Source organism: Streptomyces sp. JLSY215 (assembly GCF_059682825.1).
Genome location: NZ_CM185022.1, coordinates 1,511,514 through 1,532,164, shown reverse-complemented (window position 1 = coordinate 1,532,164; position 20,651 = coordinate 1,511,514). Strand labels below are relative to the sequence as shown.

24 protein-coding genes are annotated in these 20,651 nt (G+C 71.7%); 11 read left to right on the top strand and 13 right to left on the bottom strand.

The window, feature by feature from the left end; all coding sequences use genetic code 11:
• Positions 1-32 precede the first annotated feature (32 nt).
• The gene (locus AC5677_RS06880; RefSeq protein ID WP_497194117.1) at positions 33-437 is read left to right on the top strand and encodes a VOC family protein; all 405 of its coding nucleotides are present in this window, start codon (positions 33-35) and stop codon (positions 435-437) included.
• On the opposite strand, the gene AC5677_RS06875 is transcribed toward AC5677_RS06880, so the two are convergent.
• The 5 genes from AC5677_RS06875 to AC5677_RS06855 all read right to left on the bottom strand — a co-directional run bounded on the left by AC5677_RS06875 (position 398) and on the right by AC5677_RS06855 (position 4,106).
• Entirely contained in the window at positions 398-1,132 is a 735-nt protein-coding gene (locus AC5677_RS06875; RefSeq protein WP_497194116.1) for an HAD family hydrolase, read from the bottom strand. The genes AC5677_RS06880 and AC5677_RS06875 overlap by 40 nt on opposite strands.
• Complete coding sequence (locus AC5677_RS06870; RefSeq protein WP_497194115.1) at positions 1,129-1,857, bottom strand: phosphatase PAP2 family protein; 729 nt, start codon at positions 1,855-1,857, stop codon at positions 1,129-1,131. The genes AC5677_RS06875 and AC5677_RS06870 overlap by 4 nt, the downstream gene beginning before the upstream one ends.
• Before the next feature lie 71 nt (positions 1,858-1,928).
• Complete coding sequence (locus tag AC5677_RS06865; RefSeq protein WP_497194114.1) at positions 1,929-2,864, bottom strand: M56 family metallopeptidase; 936 nt, start codon at positions 2,862-2,864, stop codon at positions 1,929-1,931.
• Between the two features lie 126 nt (positions 2,865-2,990).
• A complete protein-coding gene (locus AC5677_RS06860) occupies positions 2,991-3,575 on the bottom strand; it encodes a DUF5134 domain-containing protein (RefSeq protein WP_497194113.1) in 585 nt (194 codons plus the stop codon).
• A 144-nt stretch (positions 3,576-3,719) separates the two neighbouring features.
• The gene (locus AC5677_RS06855) at positions 3,720-4,106 is read right to left on the bottom strand and encodes a VOC family protein (protein ID WP_497194112.1); all 387 of its coding nucleotides are present in this window, start codon (positions 4,104-4,106) and stop codon (positions 3,720-3,722) included.
• Between the two features lie 184 nt (positions 4,107-4,290).
• On the opposite strand from AC5677_RS06855, the gene AC5677_RS06850 reads away from it, so the two are divergent.
• A complete protein-coding gene (locus AC5677_RS06850; RefSeq protein WP_497194111.1) occupies positions 4,291-4,827 on the top strand; it encodes a GNAT family N-acetyltransferase in 537 nt (178 codons plus the stop codon).
• 45 nt (positions 4,828-4,872) lie between these two features.
• Here the strand turns inward: AC5677_RS06850 and AC5677_RS06845 are convergent, their stop codons facing one another.
• The 5 genes from AC5677_RS06845 to AC5677_RS06825 all read right to left on the bottom strand — a co-directional run bounded on the left by AC5677_RS06845 (position 4,873) and on the right by AC5677_RS06825 (position 9,217).
• A complete protein-coding gene (locus AC5677_RS06845) occupies positions 4,873-5,667 on the bottom strand; it encodes an amino acid ABC transporter ATP-binding protein (RefSeq protein ID WP_497194110.1) in 795 nt (264 codons plus the stop codon).
• The gene (locus tag AC5677_RS06840; protein ID WP_497196533.1) at positions 5,664-6,539 is read right to left on the bottom strand and encodes an amino acid ABC transporter permease; all 876 of its coding nucleotides are present in this window, start codon (positions 6,537-6,539) and stop codon (positions 5,664-5,666) included. Before AC5677_RS06840 ends, AC5677_RS06845 begins: the two co-directional genes overlap by 4 nt.
• Positions 6,540-6,598: 59 nt before the next feature.
• Entirely contained in the window at positions 6,599-7,486 is an 888-nt protein-coding gene (locus tag AC5677_RS06835) for an ABC transporter substrate-binding protein (protein ID WP_497194109.1), read from the bottom strand.
• 127 nt (positions 7,487-7,613) lie between these two features.
• Positions 7,614-8,297 carry a glycerophosphodiester phosphodiesterase gene (locus tag AC5677_RS06830; RefSeq protein WP_403505035.1) on the bottom strand — a complete coding sequence of 228 codons (684 nt, stop codon included), beginning with the start codon at positions 8,295-8,297 and terminating at the stop codon, positions 7,614-7,616.
• Between the two features lie 281 nt (positions 8,298-8,578).
• Entirely contained in the window at positions 8,579-9,217 is a 639-nt protein-coding gene (locus AC5677_RS06825) for a PadR family transcriptional regulator (protein WP_497194108.1), read from the bottom strand.
• Between the two features lie 50 nt (positions 9,218-9,267).
• On the opposite strand from AC5677_RS06825, the gene AC5677_RS06820 reads away from it, so the two are divergent.
• The 5 genes from AC5677_RS06820 to AC5677_RS06800 all read left to right on the top strand — a co-directional run bounded on the left by AC5677_RS06820 (position 9,268) and on the right by AC5677_RS06800 (position 15,268).
• Positions 9,268-10,398: an LLM class flavin-dependent oxidoreductase gene (locus tag AC5677_RS06820; protein ID WP_497194107.1), complete on the top strand. Its 1,131-nt coding sequence runs from the start codon at positions 9,268-9,270 to the stop codon at positions 10,396-10,398.
• A 282-nt stretch (positions 10,399-10,680) separates the two neighbouring features.
• On the top strand, positions 10,681-12,078 hold the full coding sequence (locus AC5677_RS06815; RefSeq protein ID WP_497194106.1) for a DUF6421 family protein: 1,398 nt from the start codon (positions 10,681-10,683) through the stop codon (positions 12,076-12,078).
• 62 nt (positions 12,079-12,140) lie between these two features.
• Positions 12,141-12,902, top strand: a complete 762-nt coding sequence (locus tag AC5677_RS06810; protein ID WP_497194105.1) for an SDR family NAD(P)-dependent oxidoreductase — start codon at positions 12,141-12,143, stop codon at positions 12,900-12,902.
• Positions 12,899-13,969, top strand: coding sequence for a threonine aldolase family protein (locus AC5677_RS06805; RefSeq protein WP_497194104.1), 1,071 nt, complete (start codon positions 12,899-12,901; stop codon positions 13,967-13,969). The genes AC5677_RS06810 and AC5677_RS06805 overlap by 4 nt, the downstream gene beginning before the upstream one ends.
• A 600-nt stretch (positions 13,970-14,569) precedes the next feature.
• Entirely contained in the window at positions 14,570-15,268 is a 699-nt protein-coding gene (locus AC5677_RS06800; RefSeq protein WP_497194103.1) for a B3/B4 domain-containing protein, read from the top strand.
• A gap of 34 nt (positions 15,269-15,302) precedes the next feature.
• Here the strand turns inward: AC5677_RS06800 and AC5677_RS06795 are convergent, their stop codons facing one another.
• Entirely contained in the window at positions 15,303-16,013 is a 711-nt protein-coding gene (locus AC5677_RS06795; protein ID WP_497194102.1) for a lysophospholipid acyltransferase family protein, read from the bottom strand.
• Positions 16,014-16,197: 184 nt separating this feature from the next.
• Positions 16,198-16,635 carry a DUF4395 domain-containing protein gene (locus tag AC5677_RS06790; RefSeq protein WP_497194101.1) on the bottom strand — a complete coding sequence of 146 codons (438 nt, stop codon included), beginning with the start codon at positions 16,633-16,635 and terminating at the stop codon, positions 16,198-16,200.
• 75 nt (positions 16,636-16,710) lie between these two features.
• Between AC5677_RS06790 and AC5677_RS06785 the strand changes: the two genes are divergently transcribed.
• From AC5677_RS06785 to AC5677_RS06770, 4 genes are all read left to right on the top strand, one after another.
• Entirely contained in the window at positions 16,711-17,157 is a 447-nt protein-coding gene (locus AC5677_RS06785; protein ID WP_497196532.1) for a thioredoxin family protein, read from the top strand.
• Positions 17,158-17,382: 225 nt separating this feature from the next.
• Positions 17,383-17,889, top strand: coding sequence for a flavin reductase family protein (locus tag AC5677_RS06780; protein WP_497194100.1), 507 nt, complete (start codon positions 17,383-17,385; stop codon positions 17,887-17,889).
• 212 nt (positions 17,890-18,101) lie between these two features.
• Positions 18,102-18,887, top strand: coding sequence for an electron transfer flavoprotein subunit beta/FixA family protein (locus AC5677_RS06775; RefSeq protein ID WP_497194099.1), 786 nt, complete (start codon positions 18,102-18,104; stop codon positions 18,885-18,887).
• A gap of 48 nt (positions 18,888-18,935) precedes the next feature.
• Complete coding sequence (locus AC5677_RS06770; RefSeq protein WP_497194098.1) at positions 18,936-19,898, top strand: electron transfer flavoprotein subunit alpha/FixB family protein; 963 nt, start codon at positions 18,936-18,938, stop codon at positions 19,896-19,898.
• Between the two features lie 72 nt (positions 19,899-19,970).
• Here the strand turns inward: AC5677_RS06770 and AC5677_RS06765 are convergent, their stop codons facing one another.
• Entirely contained in the window at positions 19,971-20,492 is a 522-nt protein-coding gene (locus tag AC5677_RS06765; protein ID WP_497194097.1) for a DinB family protein, read from the bottom strand.
• Between the last annotated feature and the right edge of the window lie 159 nt (positions 20,493-20,651).

The window sequence follows — 20,651 nt, the reverse complement described above, 5'->3', positions numbered from 1 at the left end:
CACATGATGCATTGAGGGGGATGCCGATACTCATGGAACTGTCCCAAGTCCGGCTTCTGGTCGAGGACTTCCGCGGCTGCTACCGCTTCTACCGCGATGTCCTGGGGCTGAAGCCGCAGTTCGAAGCCGAGGACGGCCCGTACGCGAAGTTCCTCTTCGACGGCGGTCCGGCGGGGATCGCGCTGCAGCGGCGGACGGACATGGCGGAGGTCCTCGAGGAGCTGGGCGCGCAGCCGACCGGTTACCGGTCGCTCGTCGTGCTGCGGGTCGACGACGTCGACGGCTTCTGCGCGGAGATCACCGGGCGCGGGGCCGTCCTGGTCCACGGCCCCGGCCCGATGACGGACCGGATGAAGGTCGCCCACCTGAAGGACCCCGAGGGCAACGTCATCGAGCTTCAGCAGTGGCTGGTCCCGCGCGTGCCCTCCGGGGACTGACCCACCAGCTCCAGCACCGGCCGCAGCCCGTCCGGCCGCTCCTCCACCGGCAGATGATCGACCGGCAGAAACGCGCAGCCCAGCGCGGTGGCGCCGCCGTCCGCCGTGCGGTCGTCGCCCACCATCAGCACCTGCGACGGCGCCAGCCCCAGACCGTCGCAGGCGAGCGCGAAGAGCTTGGGGTCCGGCTTCTGGATGCCGTGTTCGAAGGACAGGACGCAGCGGTCGACATAGCGGTCCAGGCCGTGGGCGCGCAGCACCGGCCGCAGGTCCCAGCCGATATTGCTGAGTACCCCGATCCGGATCCCGTCCTCATGCAACCGGGCCAGCACCTCGGCGGCATCGGGGTACGGGGACCAGGCCCCCGGCGTCATATGGCGGTCGTAAAGCGCGTCGTACAACTCCGCCTCGGGGAGCGGGACTTGACGTGCCAGGCCGGTGTAGAGCGCGCGGTGGTGGGCGGCGTCACGGTCGCGGATTTCCCACAGACCGGCCAGTTCGGCGGGGAGTTCGGCGGGCGAGGCGCCGCCGGGCAGCGCACCCGCCCGTTCGAGCGCGGCCGCGCGGCGGGCGAGTTCGGCGTCGTCCATGGCGGTGCCGGAGGCGTCGAGGGCGGCGCGCAGCCAGGACTCGGCGGACTCGATCCGCATCAGTGTTCCGGAGAAGTCGAAGAGCACACCCTTGATCGTGGTCATGCCGGCCATCCTCGCGGCTGCCCGGCGCCGGGTCGATCCCGCACGGGCCCGCGGCCCACCCGGCGCGCACACGCCGGATACGCCGCGGCCGCGCCGGCCACCAGCGCCCCGCCCAGCAGCCAGCCGCCGAGGACATCCGACGGCCAGTGCACGCCCAGAAGGACGCGGGTGAAGCCGACGCCGACGACCGAGACGGCGACGACCGCCCGGACCGTCCACCGCGGCCGCGGGCCCGCCCCGTGCAGCCGCAGCAGCCACAGGACGAGACCGCCCGCGACCGTCACCGACAGCGCATGTCCGGAGGGAAAGGCCGCGTAGTGCGCGAAGTCCACCGGATCGGGCCAGGTGGGGCGCGCCCGGCCGACCGCCGCCTTGAGCGTCTGCTGCAGCGCCGTACCGGTCAGCGCGGTGCCCGCCACCCACAGCCCCAGCGGCCAGGCTCCCCGCCGTACGAGCCACAGGACCACCCCCGCCAGCAGCGCGCGCATCGTCCACGGGTCCCACACCCAGTCGGTCAGCAGCCGGTTGACCTCCGTCCAGGTGGGCGCGGCGACGGCGGACCGGTGGAGCGCGTTCGCCACGGACATGTCGAGCGAGTACAGCGGGCCCCAGCGCGCGACGACGAGGGCGGTGAGCAGCGCGGAGAGAAGGGCGAGGAGGGCGGCGAGGAAGAGCGGGCGGCGCGGGCGGACGGCCGGGCGCGAGGTCGGTGCCGGAAGAGCCATGGGCCCGATCCTCGCCGAAGCGCGGGGGCGGTGGCCAGGAGGCCCCTGGGGCCCGTCCGACGGGTCGGGCCCTAGGTCAGTGCGCTGAGCCCGGGAATGAAGGTCACCAGCAGCGGTACCGCCGGGACCAGGGCCGCGAACGCCGTCATCCGCAGCCGGCGGGCGGGAGTGAAGCGGGGCGCGGGCGTCAGCAGCCGGTCCACCCGCTGCGGGACCTGCGCGAGCTGCGGCGGGCAGGGGCCGAACACCCCGCGGTCCTCGTTGAGTTCGACCAGCGCCAGGGCGATGGCCAAACGGCCGAAGCGGCGCGAGGCCGAATCGTCGGCGGCCAGCTCGACCAGCCGGTGGACCTGGTCGCGGAAGGCGGCGAAGACCGGGATCTGCGGGAAGCCGGCGGCCAGCGCCGAGGCGCAGTACAGCAGGACGTCGTGCCGGGCGCGGGCGTGCCCCTGCTCATGGGCGATCAGCGCATCCAGCTGACGGTCCTTCAGCCTGCGCAACGCCGAGGTGGTGATGACCAGTTGAGGCGAGGACCGCTGGAGCCACCAGGCCTCCGGGCGGTCGCCCTCCAGGACCACCAGGCGCTCGCCGGACGGCTTCTCGCCGGGCAGCAGCGGGGCGCGGCGCAGCAGATCCGCCCGGCTGCGGCGACGGCGGGCCCGCGCGGCCCGTACCTCGCGGGTCAGTGCGATGGCCGTCCAGGCGCCGCCGCCCGCCAGGAAAAGGGCCAGCGCTCCGGCCCACGGCCCGTGCGCCTGGAGCGCATAGGCCTCCACGACCACCCGCGGCGCGAAGCCGAAGACGGGGCTGCGGACGGTCTCCCACGCCGCGGCCGCGCTCAGCGACATCGCGAGCCCGCAGCACAGCAGCACCCCGGCCACCACGCACTGCCACACCCACAGGGCGAGCACCGGCTCGCGGTCGGGCCAGTCGGAGCGGGCCATCAGGCGCGGCGCCATCGCCGCGGCCAGCACGCCGAGAACCATCAGCGCGAGGGGGACCATCATGGCGCCAGCCTATGAGCGCGGCCTACCGGTGGGTACGGGCGCGCGGTGTATGTGACGTACGCCACCCTTGCGCAAGGTGTGAAACGCGGACCGCGGTGAAACCGGCGGCACGGCGTCCGTCGCAGGTCAGAGCGTCAGCAGCATGGCGAGCATGGCGATGCCCATCGCCACCCGGCAGGCGCGCATGACCGAGGGCCGTCCAGGGGCCACCGCCGCCACCGGCCCCTCGGCCACCACGGCAGCGGGGGCCAGCCGGAGCCCGGCGGCGATGACGAAGACGGTGTAGTAGCCGAGCAACAGGACGGTCAGCACGGGCAATCCGGCCGGCGCCGCATGAACCGCCGGGCCCGCGTGGTGCATGCCCGCCGGATGCGCGGGGCCGCCGTCCCCTCCTCCGGCCGCGGGCAGGACCATCGCCAGCGCCATGTAGACCATCGCCAGCGCGCCCACCGCATGGTGGATATGACGCCGCGCCAGCGCCCACAGCCCCATCGCCCCGAAGGCGCCGGCGAACACCCAGGACGACCACCCCGGCGCGGTCAGGGCCTGCGCGGGCAGCGCCATCACCGCCATCCCCAGCCCCATCAGCCCCTCGCCCCGCAGTTCGCCCCGCCGCGCGGCCGTGCCCGTACGCGCCCGCGACAGGCAGTACGCACCCGCCGCTGCGCACAGCAGCACCAGCAGCCAGCCGACCAATGGCGGTCCGTGCACGGAGCACCTCCCCACGCCCGGCGTCACGGGCAGCACACATCGGTGCGGGGCATCGCTCCCGCACGACGGCAGACTGCCCAGAACCGGCCGGGCGCATGGGAGCGCACCGGCGCACCGGGGGAGCGCGGCCGGGCCGGGAAGGCGTCAGGGGCGGTAGCGCAGCGGATGGTCGGCGGGGACCTCGGTCACCACGATCCGGTGGCCGTCCGGGTCCGCCAGCCACATCTCGATCAGCCCCCACGGCTCGCGCACCGGCGGTCGCAGCACCTCCACGCCCCGTGCCAGCAACTCCTCGTGCGCCGCCGCCGCATCCGCCACCTGGAGCCACAGCTGAAGGGTGCCCGTGGCGGGCTCCGCCGAGCGCCCGGAGACCTCCAGGAAGCCGCCGCCGAGGAAGTACACCGTGCCGCGGTCGGGCCCCGTACCGAACTCCCGGTAGATCTCCAGCCCCAGCGCCTCGCCGTAGAACGCCCGCGAGCGCGCGGGGTCGGACGGCCGCAGCAGCACCCTGCTGCTCAGTACCTGCACCATGGGACGGACCCTACGCCGCCGGAGCGCGCGGGCCGGGGCGGCGGGCCGGGGCGGGCGGCCGGGAGGGACGAAAGGCCCTGACATGGCGGTCGCGCCTCTTGTTAGCCTCCAAGGGAGTTCCGGAGCTTCACCCCTCCGGCCCTCCCCGCACCCCTCCGCCCGGCCCGAGAGGATCCCGTACACCATGCCGTCCACCAGCGAGCTGACCTTCCGTACCGCCGTCGATGCCGACATACCCGGACTCGTCGGGCTCATCGAGTCGGCGTACCGCGGGGACGCGAGCCGGGCCGGCTGGACGACGGAGGCGGATCTGCTGGAGGGGCAGCGCACCGACCCGGACGGCGTCGCCGCCGTGGTCCGCAACGACACGGGCCGGCTGCTGATCGCCGAGCGCGACGGCGAACTGATCGCCTGCTGCCAGCTCGAACACCGCGGTGACCACGCCTACTTCGGCATGTTCGCGGTCCGCCCGACGCTGCAGGGCGGCGGCCTCGGCAAGGTGATCATCGCCGAGGCGGAGCGGACCGCGCGGGCCCTGTGGGGCGCCCGCGAGATGCGGATGACGGTCATCCGCCAGCGCGAGGAGCTGATCGCCTGGTACGAGCGCCGCGGCTACCGGCGCACCGGCGAACTCACCCCGTTCCCGTACGGCGACGAGCGGTTCGGCGTCCCGCAGCGCGCGGACCTGGAGTTCGAGCTGCTGGTCAAGACGCTCGGCTGACGTCCGGGGCGGCGGCCCGGTCCGGCGGACCAGCGGCGGAAGGGCCTACAGCCGCCCGCCCGCGATGATCCGCTCCAGGAACTGCCGGGTGCGCTCCTGCTGCGGGTCGCCGAAGACCTCCTCGGGCGCGCCGCGCTCCAGCACCACCCCGCCGTCCAGGAAGCACACCTGGTCGGCCACTTCCCGGGCGAAGCCCATCTCATGGGTGGCGATGACCATCGTCATACCGTCCTCCTTGAGGTCGCGGACGACCCCGAGCACCTCGCCGACCAGCTCCGGGTCGAGCGCCGCGGTGATCTCGTCCAGCAGGAGCAGCCGGGGCCGGGCCGCCAGCGCGCGCACGATGGCCACCCGCTGCTGCTGCCCGCCGCTGAGCCGGTCCGGGTACTCGCCCGCCTTCCCGCCGAGCCCCAGGCGCCCCAGCAGTTCCTGGGCGCGCGCCTCCGCCTCGGCCCGCGGTACGCCGTGCACCCGGCGCGGCGCCAGCGTGATGTTGTCCAGCACGGTCATGTGCGGGAAGAGGTTGTAGGCCTGGAAGACCACCCCGATCCGGCGCCGTACCGCGTCCGCGTCCGCCCGGGGGTCGGTGATCTCCACGCCGTCCAGGAAGATCGCGCCGTCGTCGATCTCCTCCAGCAGATTCGCGCACCGCAGCAGGGTGGACTTGCCGGACCCCGAGGCGCCGATCAGCGCGGTCACGGTGTGCGGGGCGACGTCGAGATCCACATCCCGCAGGACGACCGTGCCCCGCCCGTACGTCTTGCGTACGGACTCCAGCCGCAGCACCGGCTCGCCGGCCGTGCCGTCCCGGTCCTCGATGCCGTCCTTCGTCGTCCTCATACCGTCCCTCCCTGGGCGCGCCGGCGGTCCATTCGGGCGGTGACCCAGTCCGTGAAGCGCGTCATCGGGATGGTCAGCGCGACGAACACCAGCCCGGCGACGACATACGGCGTGTAGTTGAAGTCCTTGCCGGCGATGATCTGCGCCGCATAGACCGCGTCCACCGCACCCGCGATGGAGACCAGACCGGTGTCCTTCTGCAGCGACACCAGGTCGTTGAGGAGCGGCGGCACCACCCGCCGTACGGCCTGCGGCAGTACGACATGGCGCAGCGCCTGGCCGCTGGTCAGGCCCAGGGACCGGGCCGCGGCCCGCTGCGAAGGGTGGACGGACTCGATGCCGGCCCGGAAGACCTCGGCCACGTACGCGGAGTACGTCAGCACCAGCGCCGCGCCGCCGAGCACCACCGGATCGGTGGTCACGCCCTGGAGCCGCAGCGCCGGGATGCCGAAGACCACCATCAGCAGACAGATGATCAGCGGCAGCCCGCGGAAGAAGTCGGTGTACGCCGTGGCCAGGGCGCGCAGCGGGAAGAACACCGGGCCGCGCAGCGTCCGGGCGACGGCCAGCAGCATGCCGATCACCAGCACCGCCGCCCCGCACACCACCAGCAGCCGCAGATTCAGCAGCAGCCCCGCCAGCACCTCCGGCAGCGCCTTGCGGGCGTACTCGGCGCTGAAGAACGTCGCACGGGTGCGTGGCCAGCCGGGGGAGTTGGTGATGACGAGGAAGAGGACGACGCCGGTGACCAGGGTGCTCAGCGCGGCGATGGCGGTCGCCCGCCGGGCCCGCGCCCGCCGGAACCGCTCCCGCTCGATCCGCCGGGGAGAGGGCACATAGGCGTCGTCGCCCCTCGCTTCCTTCTCCGGCACCCGCTCGCCGCGCTCTCCCCGCACTGCGTACCGGCCGTCCTCGCCGATCTTTCCGTACGTCACTTCAGCACCGGTGCGGCGACGGCGTCGGTCAGCCACTTCTTCTCCAGCGCGGCCAGCGTGCCGTCCTTGCGCAGCGCGTCCACCGCGGCCGTCACACACCCCGTGATCCGGCTCTCCTTGTCCAGGACCAGCCCGAACTGTTCCTTCGCCGCGCCGCCGGTCCGGAACTGCCCGACGACCTCGGCGTCCTTGACCTCGGCGGAGGTGATGTAGAAGGCGGTCGGCAGATCCACCACGACCGCGTCGACCTGGCCGTTCTTCAGCGCGGACTTGGCCAGGTCGTTCTTCTGGAAGACGGCCGGGGACTGGCTGGGACGGATGGTGTCGTTGATGACGTCGAGGCTGGTGGTGCCGACCTGCGCGCCGAGCTTGGCGTCCTTGAGATCGGCGACGCTCCTGGCCTTCGCGGCCCGGGAGCCCTTCAGCGCGACCACCGCCTGCCGCACGTCGTAGTACCCGGAGGAGAAGGCGACGGCCTGCTTGCGCGAGGCGCTGATGGAGATCTGGTTGATGTCGAAGTCGAATTTCTTCTCGCCGGGCGCGAAGGCGTTGTTGAACGGCACGGTCTCCCAGCGCACCGCGTCCTTGCCGTAGCCCAGCTGCTTGGCGACGGCATAGGCGACCGCCGATTCAAAACCTTTGCCGTTGGCCGGGTCGTCGTCGGCGAACCAGGGTGCGTAGGCGGGCTTGTCGGTGCCCACCGTGAGCTTGCCGGATGCCACGGTGGCCAGCTTGCCGCGGTCACAGCCGGACCGGCCCGGCCCGGCGGCGGAACCGCCACCGGGGGACTCCTCCTGCGGGGCGCAGCCGACGGCCGCGGCGAGCAGTACGGCGGTGGCGGCGGCCCAAGTGGCGGGGCGAAGGGGGCGGTTGACGAGGCGCATGGCGGGAGACTGGCAGTGGACCGGCCCCGCTGTCGAGATCACCGGGCCGAACGTCCGCATGCTGGATGACCGTTGCGCGCCTGTGAACTGCGGATTTCCGCGTATGGACGGCCGGCCCCGCGCCGTGTTAAGCGGTGAAGCGCACCGCCCGCCGGATCTCCGGCAGGTCGGTCACCACCCCGTCCAGGCCCAGCCCGCGCGCGAGCCGGAGCTGGTCGTGGGTGTTGACGGTCCAGCCCAGGACCTTCAGATGCGCGGCGTGCGCGCGCTCGACCAGCTCCAGGGTGAGTCGGCGGATGTTCAGGGAGAGCATGCTCGCGCCGACGGCCTGCGCGCGGTCGACGGCATCGGTGCCGTAGCGGCTGCCCACCAGCGCGGTACGCACGCCCGGCAGCAGCGTGCGGATCGCGGCCAGCGCCTCGTCGTGGAAGGAGATCACATCGATCCTGCCGGTCAGATCGCGCGAGCGCATCACCTCCGCCAGCGCCTGCGCGGCCGCCACGTCCTTGATCTCGGCCTGGAGCGGCGCCTTGACCGCCTCCACGACCTCCTCGAACACCGGGATCCGCTCGCCCCGCCCGGCGTCCAGCTCGCGCAGCTCGGCCAGCGTGCGCTCGGCGATCGGGCCGGTGCCGTCGGTCGTCCGGTCCACGTCCGCGTCGTGCATCACCACGAGCGCGCCGTCCTTGCTCAGATGCAGATCGAGTTCGATGACGTCGAGGCCTTCGCGTTCGGCGCGCACGAAGGACCGCAGGGTGTTCTCCGGCTCGACGCCCATGACCCCGCGGTGTCCGATGGTGAGAAAGGACAAGGCTGCCTCGCTTCTGTCGGTTCGCTTCTGTCGGTTGGAATGTGCCGGCCCGGAATGCGTCGGCCGGACGTGTCGGCCGGCACGTGTCGACCGTCGACAAACTGCTGTCCGAAATGGCGCACAGCCTAATCCGTTCTGTGCCGTGGCGCTGTAGGGACAAGTCCCCCTAGACCGTACGAGTGCCCCGCCGCCGCGGTGTCTACGCACCGCCCGACGAAGGCCGGGAAACGACCGGCGGCGCCGGGGCCGGGGTCCCGGCGCCGCGGCGGCCCGGCCGTCGCTCACCCGTCCGTGGGCGCGTCGTCCCCCGTCGCCTGCCGGGCCGCCCCCAGCCGGTCCAGGTCCGCCAGCATCGCCTCGGCCAGCTCCAGCTCCGCCAGCTGCTGCCGCTCGCTCCAGCCCAGCGCGACCAGCGGGAACTCCCACTCCGGTACCCGCTCGGCGCGCAGCCGGGCGTCCCGTACCTCCTTGAGCGCGCCGCGGGTGCGCTCGATGTGCTGCTCCACCAGGGCGCGCAGGGTGGCGGGGGCGGCGAGGTGGCCCAGCCAGACGCGCAGGACCAGCGGATGCTTGAGGACCGGGGCGCCGGGGTCGTCGGCGCCGTCGGCCCAGGCGGCGAGCGCGCCGCGCCCGGCTTCGGTGATCGTGTAGCGGCGGGTGGCCCGCGGCTCCTCCGCGCCCGAGCGCCGCGAGGTGGCGTACCCGAGGGCCTCCAGCCGCCGCAGCTCGGCGTAGATCTGGCTGATGGCCGGCGACCAGTAGAAGAACCGCAGCGAGGAGTCGGCCCACTTCTTCAGCTCGTAACCGGTGCGCTCGCCGCGGAAGGAGAGCAGCCCGAGGACCGCCCACCCGGTGAGCGGCAGCCGCGCCGCGTCCCCCTGCCGTTTCTCTTGCTTGTTGCTGATATGACGGCTAGTCATATGACTGATTGAAATAAGGAGTTCGCCGGAACGCAACCCCGGGAGACGCCATGAAGTTCTCGGTCATCTTCGAGGCCCAGCTCGCCGATCCGACCGTCGAGCGCGAGCATCAGCTCTTCCACGACAGCGTCGAGCAGGCCGTGCTCGCCGAGCGGATGGGCTTCGACCGGATCTGGGCCGTCGAGCACCACTCCCTGAAGTGGTACGCGCACATGAGTGCCCCGGAGATCTTCCTGACCTGGGTCGCGGCCCGCACCAGCACCATCCGCATCGGCCACGGCGTGGTCTGCATGCCGTTCCGGTTCAACCATCCCGCGCGGGTCGCCGAGCGCGCCGCCACCCTCGATCTGCTCTCCGGCGGACGGCTCGACCTCGGCGCCGGGCGCGGCGGGACCGAGCAGGAGACCTCGCTCTGCGGCGTCGACCGGGACCGTACGACGCAGGAGGTCCAGGAGGCGCTGCGCATCATCGGCAAGGCCTGGCAGGACGACGAGCTGGAGTATCACGGTGAGTTGATCGACATCCCGCCGCATCCGATCCTGCCCCGCCCGCAACAGATGCCGCACCCGCCGCTGTTCCTGGCCTGCAGCCGGGTCGACACCCTGCGGCAGGCCGCCGAGATGGGCCTCGGCGCGCTGGTCATGGGCTTCGCGGGGCCGGAGGCCACCGCCGAGATGCGCCGCGCGTACGACGCGGCGCGCGCGGCCCGCACCGGCGACCGGCTGGTCTCCACGGAGGTCAATGATCACTTCTCCGTGCTCTGCCCGACGATCGTGCTCGACGACCGTGACCGCGCCCGCGCCGTCGGACTGCGCGGTCAGCGCTTCTTCGCCCAGTCGATCGGCTACTGGTACGGCGGCGCCGGGCTGCCGGACGAGGCCGTCGTGGCGGGCGCGAGCGCCGCCCAGGCCGAGGCCGAGCTGCAGCAGGCCGCCGAGCAGGTCGTGGCCCGCCTCAACGAGCAGCGCATTCCCGTGCGGCCCACCTCCACCGCCACCTTCCACGCCGACCACGCCTATGGCACCGCCGACGACGCGATCGCCTACGTGGAGCGACTGCAGGCGGCCGGCGCCGACGAGGTCATGTGTCTCATCCAGATGGGCACGGTGCCGCAGGAGGTCTGCCTGGAGACCATCCGCCAATGGGGTGAAAAGGTCATTCCGCGCTTTGCGGGTGCCTAGAGGGCAGGCCGTCCACGGGCCGGACGGGACTTCCTAGGGGTGGTGTGGCATATGCCACACCACCCCTAGGGGTTTCATGGTTGGCCCTTGCTCCGACCTCCGCAGGAATGCCGGATTCCGCTGCCAGTACGGGCAGAACGTCTTGACGTTGCCGCCACTCGCAGGAAAAAAATGCCTCTAGGGCGGGTCTCGGCAGAATAATTTTCACCTGCTCCTCTTGAGTGGCGGATCCTTGCCTGGTTACGGTGGGCGGACAAGAAGATCTACCGCCGGAGGGCAGTCATGACGGAAATCCTTTCGCCTGTGGGTGTCCCGGAGGGCGCCACGACCGCAGAGCGTGTGGTCGAGCACCCGGCGTGGCCCGTCCTCAAGGACGCGGTCGAGGCCATCCGCCCGTGGCAGTCCAAGGACGGCTCGATCGACCTGGAGGCGGCGGGCGCCCCGTCCGCCGGCACCGTCCGCGGCGAGGTCGAGCGCGTCATAGGAGCCGTGGGTGAGCTCTCCCCGCTGCTCCCGCACGACGCCGTCTATCACCAGGCGCTCCTCGCCGATCTGCGCCGCTGGGCCGACGAGGGCTTCGGCGTGCCGGACTTCCTCGACTCCCTGCTCGCCTTCCAGCCCGCCCGGCAGCGCGCCGACGGCCTCCAGCACCTCGTGCTGTTCCCGATGTACACGCAGAACGGCAACCCGGACCGCAACTTCGAGGCCGTCGTGCTGCGCATGGTCTGGCCCGACTGGCTCGCCGAGCTGGAGCGCACCCGCTACGACAACGCCCTCTTCTGCGGCATCACCTTCGAGGACTTCACGGCGGGCTACGACACCCACTCCGCCGTGCTCTTCCCCGAGACCATCGCGGTGCGCGAGGCCCCCGAACGGTTCAGCTGGGGCGGCATCTTCTGCGACCGCGAGGCCGCCCGCTTCCGCCGGGTCAGCGAGGCCGCCGTCGAGACGCTCGGCGTCACGCTCCCGCCGGACATCCGCACGATGCTCGACGACCAGGAGCGCTGCCAGGAGGCCTTCGTCCTGTGGGACATGGTGCACGACCGCACCCACAGCCACGGCGACCTGCCGTTCGACCCGTTCATGATCAAGCAGCGGCAGCCGTTCTGGATGTACGGCCTGGAGGAGCTGCGCTGCGACCTCACCGCCTTCAAGGAGGCCGTGAAGCTGGAGGCCGAGGGCTACCGCCAGGCGCGTGATGTGCAGTTCGCGGTGATCTTCGACCGGATGTTCCGGTTCCCCGTCACCGGCGACCGGGTGCGCAACTACGACGGGCTCGGCGGCCAGCTGCTCTTCGCCTACCTGCACAAGCACGACGTCGTACGCTGGACGGACAACACACTGCACATCGACTGGGAGCGGGCGCCCAAGGTCACCAACCAGCTGTGCGGCGAGATCGAGAAGCTCTACCGCGACGGCATCGACCGGCCCAAGCTGGTCCACTGGTTCGCCGCGTACGACCTCGTCTCGACCTACCTCGCACCGCACCCGGGCTCGGTCTGGGCCAAGGGGCCCGACGCCCTCGACCTCGACCAGCCGCCGCGGAAGCTCGTGGACGACGTGCTGGCGGACGAGTTCCCGCTCAGCATGTTCTACGAGGCGCTGCGCAAGAAGCTGCGTACGGTGATCGAGTCCACCAAGGGCATCACGGCCGACAGCGGCACCCTGGCGGCGGCGTGAGGACCGGGCGGAACACCACCAGGCGGACGGCCGTCCAGGGGCAGGACGAGGAGGCGACGGAGATGGGTACTTCGACGGGCGGCCAGGGGCCGCTGGAGGGCGCGGTCATCGCGGTGGCGGGAGCGGCCGGACCGGCCGGGCGCGCCACCCTGCTGCGGCTCGCCGAGGCGGGCGCGGTGGTGGTCGGCTCCGACTCCGACCCCGAGCGGCTGGCGCAGGCCGTCGACGCGGCCCGTTACGCACACGGCGGTGCCACGGTCATAGGGGACACCGTCGACCTCCTCGACCTCGACCAGACCCGCGAATGGGCGACCCGTACGGAGAAGGAGTTCGGCCGGATCGACGGCCTGGTCCACCTCGTGGGCGGCTGGCGCGGCTCGTCGACCTTCGCGGAGACCAACCTGACGGACTGGGATGTGCTGCACAAGCTGCTCATCCGCACCGTCCAGCACACCTCGCTCGCCTTCTGCGACGCCCTCGAACGCAGCGGAAACGGCCGCTTCCTCCTCACCAGTGCGGCCGGCGCCTCCAAGCCCACCGGCGGCAACGCCGCCTACGCCGCCTCCAAGGCGGCCGCCGAGGCCTGGACCCTCGCGATGGCGGACGGCTTCCGCAAATCGGGGGGTGAGGAGGGCCCGCGCGCCGCGGCTGCCATCCTGATCGTGAAGGCGCTCGTCAACGACCAGATGCGCGCCGAGCGACCGAACGCCAAGTTCGCGGGCTTCACGGACGTCACGGAGCTGGCCGAGGCCATCGCCGAGGTCTGGGACCGGCCCGCCCAGGATGTGAATGGAAAGCGTCTGTGGCTGACCCCCGAGCCGTGAGCGGAGACAAAACCGACGCCCGGCAGCACCACGACACCCAGGTACGCGGTTTCGCCAGTGACAACTACGCGGGCGCCCACCCGGAGGTCCTCGCCGCGCTCGCCCTCGCCAACGGCGGCCATCAGGTCGCCTACGGCGAGGACGACTACACCGCACACCTCCAGCGCGTCATCCGCAGCCACTTCGGGCAGCGCGCCGAGGCGTTCCCGGTGTTCAACGGCACCGGCGCCAACGTCGTCGCCCTCCAGGCGGTCACCGACCGCTGGGGCGCGGTGATCGCCGCCGAGACGGCGCACATCAACGTCGACGAGTGCGGCGCACCCGAGCGGGTCGGCGGGCTCAAGCTGCTCACCGTGCCGACCGAGGACGGCAAGCTCACCCCCGACCTGATCGACCGGCAGGCGTTCGGCTGGGACGACGAGCACCGCGCCATGCCACAGGTCGTCTCGATCACCCAGACCACCGAACTCGGCACGGTCTACACCCCCGACGAGGTCCGGGCGATCTGCGAACACGCCCATGAGCGCGGCATGCTGGTGCATCTCGACGGCTCCCGGATAGCCAACGCCGCGGCGACGCTGGACGTTCCGATGCGGGCGTTCACCAATGCCGCGGGCGTCGACATCCTCTCCTGCGGCGCCACGAAGAACGGCGCCGTCTTCGGCGAGGCGGTGATCGTCCTCAACCCCGACGCCGTACGGGCCATGAAGCATCTGCGCAAGCTGTCCATGCAGCTGGCCTCGAAGATGCGCTTCGTCTCCGTCCAGCTGGAGGCCCTGCTCGCCAAGGACCTGTGGCTGCGCAACGCCCGGCACTCCAACGCCATGGCGCAGCGCCTGGCGGCCGGCGTGCGGAAGATCGACGGCGTCGAGATCCTCTACCCGGTGCAGTCCAACGCGGTCTTCGCACGCCTGCCGCACGACGTCAGCGAGCGCCTGCAGAAGCGCTACCGCTTCTACTTCTGGGACGAGGCGGCCGGCGTGGTGCGGTGGATGTGCTCGTTCGACACGGCGGAGGAGGACGTGGACGGGTTCCTCGAGGCGATTCGGGAGGAGATCGCCCGTTAGTGGCCTTTTCGCTGCACCCCTTCGCTGCGCCCCTTCGCTGCGCTTTGCCTGGGCCGACGTTTTCGGCTGGCCCGCCGAGGCGGTTTCCCTGGGTTCGCCTGCGGCGGGCTGGTGCCGCTTGCGCGGGGCTGTTCGGCTGAGGGGCCGGGCCTCCGGACTCCGTCCTGCGGCCCGGCCCCTCCCCGTTGGGGGTGGTGGGAGGAGGTCGGTGGGGGCGTGCGTCGGTGGTCAGGTGCACCGGTCACGGAACGCCCGCCCCCACGAGACTCACCCACTCACGGGAGGGGCCACCCCGCAGGACGAAGTCCGGAGGGGTGGCACCGCACCCGACAAACCACGCCCGCCGCAGGCGCAACGGCGAGAACACGGCACGGCGGGACAGCCGACAACGTACGGCCCCGGCAAAGCGCAGCGAAGCGGCCGCAGGCGTAACGGCGAAACGCCCTCATGGCGGGACAGCCGAAAGCGTAGCTGTCGGTGCAACGTGATGCACCGAGAGGTATAGTTTGCCGCACCGTGCCCGGGCGTGCTCCAATGCCCAGGAGACGGTCGGCCCGACCGTCTCCACCGGCTTCCCAGCGAACCCCGAGGCGGCACCCGATGACCCGTCCCCTGCACATCTCCGACGAGGTGCGTGCTCTCGCCCCCGGCTTCGGCCACCTCGTCATCGAGGCGCACGGGCTGACCAACGGCCCCAGCGACGAGGCCGGTTCGGCCCTGCTGGACGAGGCCGCCCGCCGCCTGGCCGACCGCCTCGGCGGCCGCGCCCCGCAGGACGATCCGCACATCGCCGCCTGGCGCGCCGCGTACACCGCCTTCGGCACCAAGCCCTCACGGACCCGTAACTCCGCCGAGGCGCTCGCCAAGCGTGCCCTCGCGGACGGCGGACTGCCCCGCATCAACCGCCTGGTCGACCTCTACAACGCCATCAGCGTGGCGCATCTGATCCCCGTCGGCGGCGAGGACCTCGACCGGATCCAGGGGGACATGCGGCTCGTACGGGCCACCGGCGACGAGCCGTTCGCGACCGCGGCGGGCGGCGTCGAGGTCATCGAGCACCCCGAGCCCGGCGAGGTCGTCTGGTGCGACGACCAGGGCGTCACCTGCCGTCGCTGGAACTGGCGCCAGGGCGTACGCACCCGCCTCACCGAGGACTCGGTCAGCGCCCTGTTCCTGCTGGAGCGGATGGCCCCGATGACGCTGGAGGAGCTGACGACGGCGGGCGCCGAGCTGGCCGAGGCGCTGCTCAAGGCCTGCCCGGACGCCCGTGTCGAGATCGGTGACGTCTGGTCGCAGTGACCGCCGGGTCCGCCCGGCGGTCACCGGAGCGGGGTTACGCGCCGGGCGCGGCCGGTGCGGTGCCGCCGAGGTGCGCCGGGATCCACCAGGTGTCCTCGGCGTCCTTGGGTCGTACCGGGTAGGCGCGCTGAGCCGCCTCCAGCAGGTCCTGGACGCGGGACCGCAGCCGGTCGGTGATCTTCTCGGCCTGATCGGCGGCGTCGGCCTCCACCGGCTCGCCCACCCGGATCGTGATCGGGAAGTGGTTGCGGCCCAGATCGCGCTTGTGGCCCTTGGTCCACAGCCGCTGGGTGCCCCACAGTGCCAGCGGGACCAGCGGCACCCCGGCCTCCTGCGCCAGCCGCGCCGCGCCCGACTTGAAGTTCTTGAGGGTGAACGACTCCGAGATGGTCGCCTCGGGGAAGACGCCGATGATCTCCCCGGAACGCAGGGCGCTCAGCGCGTGCTTGTAGGCGTGCATGCCCTGCGCGCGGTCGACCGGTATGTGCTTCATGGCGCGCATCAGCGGCCCCGACACCTTGTGCCGGAAGACCGACTCCTTCGCCATGAAGCGCACCAGCCGCTTGGCGGGCCGTGCCGCCAGACCCGCGAAGACGAAGTCGAGATAGCCGATGTGATTGCTCACCAGCACCGCGCCGCCGCGGCGGGGAATGTTCTCCGCCCCTGAGATGTCGAACTTCAGGTCGAGCGCCTTGAAAACGGTACGGGCGGCGCCGATCACGGGCGGATAGACGAGCTCGGCCATATCGGGGGACCCCTTCTCTGTGCCTGGGGAGGGTTCTCCCGGCGAAGACTGTGTACAGCTGTAACTTACGCAGCCGTAAGTGTGCGGCCTTCGGGAGATCGTGCCCGATCCCGGCCGTCGCGGCCAGCGTGCCGCATGGTGCGGCCGGGAGATCCTCGTCACGTGAAGACCGGCCGCAACCGGCTCAGCCGGCCGTCCGTCCGGTGGCTCTCCGCAGGAGAAGATACATCTCGCAGCCCAGGCAGAACCCGAAGGCGGCGTTGAGAAACGCCGCGGCGAGCGCGCAGCCGGTGGCCGCGAGGCCCAGCCACTGCGGCCCGGCGGTGTAGCCCACCAGCCCCAGCAGGGCGAAGAACAACCCCACGCACTGCGCGAAACGCGGCGGCGCGGCGCTCTCGAACTCCACCGGAGGGGACAGACGGGGACGTACCGCCGTCTTGAACAGCCAGGCGTAGGGCGAGTGCTGGACACCGGCCACCGCTCCGGTGGCGAAGACCAGCGCCTGAACGGCGAGCAGCGGACCGCTTCCGGTGATCAGCACGGCCGCCAGGACGACGGAGGTGAGCGCCGCGCCGAACCGCGGGCCCCGTACGTCGAGCAGGTCGGGGTTGTCGTTGGGCATGCCCCTACTCTCCCGCAGAAAAGTCGGTACCCGGTGCCGGGAATCTTTGCGGTCTCGTGAATGCTGAACGCTGAGATGACCGGACTCATGGTGTGCATCGCGGTGCTCGCGGCGGCGAGCGCCTTCGGCGTGTGGCACCAACGCCGCAACGGGAGGCTGACGGTGTACGGGCAGGACGGCGGGAAGCGGCGCGCCGCCGCGCAGGGCACGGCACGGCTGGGAGCCGCCGAGATCGGCGCGGAGCTGGGGGAGCGGGCCACGCTGGTGCAGTTCTCCAGCGCCTTCTGCCAGCCCTGCCGCGCCACCCGGCGGACCCTGGCGGAGGTCGCGGAGATGGTGGCGGGCGTGGCGCATGTGGAGGTCGACGCCGAGGCCCATCTGGATCTCGTACGGCGCCTGAACATCCTGCGCACCCCCACCGTGCTCGTGCTGGACGCGGGCGGTGCGATCGTGCGCCGCGCGGCGGGTCAGCCGCGAAAGGCCGATGTCATCGCCGCTTTGGGTGCGGCCGTCCGTGATTGATCTCCCAGATGGCGGGCGCCACTTGACGCTGCGGGCCGAGCATCGTCAGTCTGACGTGATGCGGCCAGGAACCCTTCTGTACGGACGCGCGCACGTGGACCTTCTGCGGACCGCCAGCGCGCGCTGTCCCAGCGTGTGAGCAGCGACGACACCACCGCTGCCGGCCGCCGCGCCGCTGCCGGCAGCCCTGCCTCGGCTCGTACACCACACCAGAAGGACAACTCCATGACGGCCTCGCCCGACCTCGGCACGCCCCGCACCGCCACCCCCGACCTGCTGCGTTCCGTCTTCCGGCAGCACGCCGCCGGCGTCGCGGTGATCACCGCGCACGGCTCCCGCCCCGTCGGCTTCACCGCCACCTCCCTGACCTCCGTCGCCGCCGAACCCCCGCTGCTGTCGTTCGGCATCGGCACCGGCGCCTCCAGCTGGCCCACCGTCGCCGAGGCCGGGCACATCGGCGTCCACATACTCGGCGAGCATCAGCGGGAGCTGGCCGCCACCTTCGCCCGCAGCGGCGCGGACCGCTTCGGCCCGGCCACCTCCTGGCGCCCCGGCCCCGAGGGCGTGCCCCTGCTGGACGGCGTACTGGCCTGGCTGGTGTGCAAGGTCGTGGCCAAGGTCCCGGCCGGCGACCATCGCATCGTGCTCGCCCAGCCCGTCGTCGGCGACCCCGCCGGACCCGGCCGGCCGCTCCTCTATCACCAGGGTCGCTTCAACGCGCTGCGGGACTGACGGGTTCCCGCGAAGCTTCGTCATCACCCGGTCAAGGCCGTTGGCAACGTCACATTTCAACGGCCTTGATTCGGGGCACAAGACTGGATGTACTGGCGAGTAATATGAGGGTCGGCGCGGGGATCCGTATCCGACCCGGAGCCGCCCCAACAGGCGCCTATGCTGCCAGCACAAGGCAGTTCTGAAGAGACGAAGCAGGTAGGAGAGCCGGCGTGAGCTTGAGGATCGTTGTCTGTGTGAAGTACGTGCCCGACGCCACCGGCGACCGGCACTTCGCCGAGGACCTGACCGTCGACCGCGACGACGTGGACGGCCTGCTCTCGGAGCTCGACGAGTACGCGGTCGAGCAGGCCCTGCAGATCAAGGAAGCCGCCGACGACGCGGAGATCACGGTCCTGACCGTCGGCCCCGAGGACGCCTCCGACGCGCTGCGCAAGGCGCTGTCGATGGGCGCCGACAAGGGTGTCCACGTCGAGGACGACGACCTGCACGGCACCGACGCGCTGGGCACCTCGCTCGTGCTCGCCAAGGCGATCGAGCACGTCGGCTACGACCTGGTCGTCTGCGGTATGGCCTCCACCGACGGCACGATGGGCGTGCTGCCCGCGCTGCTCGCCGAGCGGCTCAACGTCCCCCAGGTGACCCAGCTCTCCGAGGTCTCCGTCGCCGACGGCAAGGTGACCGGCCGCCGCGACGGCGACACCGCCAGCGAGCAGCTCGAGGCCGCCCTGCCGGCCGTCGTCTCCGTCACCGACCAGTCGGGTGAGGCGCGTTACCCCTCCTTCAAGGGCATCATGGCCGCCAAGAAGAAGCCGGTGGAGGAGCTGGACCTGGAGGACCTGGAGATCGAGGCGGACGAGGTCGGCCTCGAAGGCGCCTGGACCAAGGTCGAGGACGCCGCCGAGCGTCCGGCCCGTACGGCGGGCACGATCGTCAAGGACGAGGGCGAGGGCGGCAAGCAGCTGGCCGAGTTCCTCGCGGGCCAGAAGTTCATCTAAGGCCCGCCCCCTCTCAACCGCCCTCATTCTTCCCGCAGGAGTCATCCCATGGCTGAAGTTCTTGTCTACGTCGACCACGTGGACGGTGCCGTCCGCAAGCCCACCCTCGAGCTGCTGACCCTGGCCCGCCGCATCGGCGACCCGGTGGCCGTGCACCTCGGTCCCAACGCCGAGGAGGCCGCGAAGGTCCTCGGCGAGTACGGCGCGGTCAAGGTGCTGGCCGCCGACGCGCCCGAGTTCGCCGAGTACCTCGTCGCCCCCAAGGTCGACGCGCTCCAGGCCGCCTACAAGGCGGTCACGCCGGCCGCGGTGCTGCTGCCGTCCTCCGCCGAGGGCAAGGAGATCGCGGCCCGCCTCGCGCTCCGTATCGAGTCCGGCATCATCACCGACGCCGTCGACGTCGAGGCCGGCGACGAGGGCCCGGTGGCCACGCAGTCCGTCTTCGCGGCGTCGTTCACCACCAAGTCCCGTATCACCACGGGCACCCCGGTCATCACCGTCAAGCCCAACTCCGCCGCCCCCGAGGCCGCCCCGGCCGCCGGTGCCCTCGAGCAGCTCGCGGTGACCATCGCCGACTCCTCCAAGGGCACCAAGATCGTCTCGCGCACTCCGCGCGAGTCGACCGGCCGCCCGGAGCTGACCGAGGCCGCGATCGTGGTCTCCGGCGGCCGCGGCGTCAACGGCGCCGAGAACTTCCCGGTCATCGAGGCCCTCGCCGACTCCCTCGGCGCGGCCGTCGGCGCCTCCCGTGCCGCGGTGGACGCCGGCTGGTACCCGCACACCAACCAGGTCGGCCAGACCGGTAAGTCGGTCTCGCCGCAGCTGTACATCGCGGCGGGCATCTCCGGTGCGATCCAGCACCGCGCCGGAATGCAGACCTCGAAGACCATCGTCGCCATCAACAAGGACGCCGAGGCGCCGATCTTCGACCTCGTCGACTACGGCGTGGTCGGCGACCTCTTCGACGTCGTCCCGGCGCTCACCGAAGAGGTCAAGACCCGCAAGGGCTGAGGCCGTCCCCGGCACGCGCCGCAGCACCCCGCAGGCCCCGTACGCATCCGCGTACGGGGCCTCGGTGCGGTGTCAGTCGCCCGTCGCCCCGTCGATCCGCTCCCGCAGCAGGTCCGCGTGGCCGTTGTGGCGCGCGTACTCCTCGATCATGTGGACGTAGACCCAGCGCAGATTCAGCTCCTGGCCGGTGCGCTCATGGACGAAGGTCTCGTCCAGCCCGCGGTCCGCCACCGTCTCGTTGCAGGCCGCTATCTCGGCGCGGAGCGTCGCGAGGTCCGCCTCGGCCCCGGACGCCTCGGCGTCGTCGAAGTCGGCGTCGATGTTCCGCTCGAGGTCGTAGAGATCCTCGATCTTCTCGCCGGCGAAGCGCTGACGGAACCAGGTGCGCTCGACCAGCGCCAGATGGCGCACCAGCCCGAGCAGGGTGAGTGTGGAGGGTGCGGCGCTCGCCTCGACGAGCTGCTCCGGGGTGAGGCCGGTGCACTTGCTCAGGAGGGTCTCGCGGTGCCAGCCGAGCCAGTTCTGCAGCGTCTCCCGTTCGCCGGCGGCGGCGGGGATTTCTCGGCGGGTGATCTGCGGTGCGGTCCAAGTCATGGGAGGAGTCTGGCGGGGGCGGTGCCGCCGTGCCACGGAGTTACCGGATGCGGTGCGGGCCAGTGATGCGCGTCGCCTCGGGCCGGGGGGTGTTGACCTCGCTACCCTACACAGTTAACTTCGCTATACGGATTGTTGATTCCGTGAAGCGGAAAATGA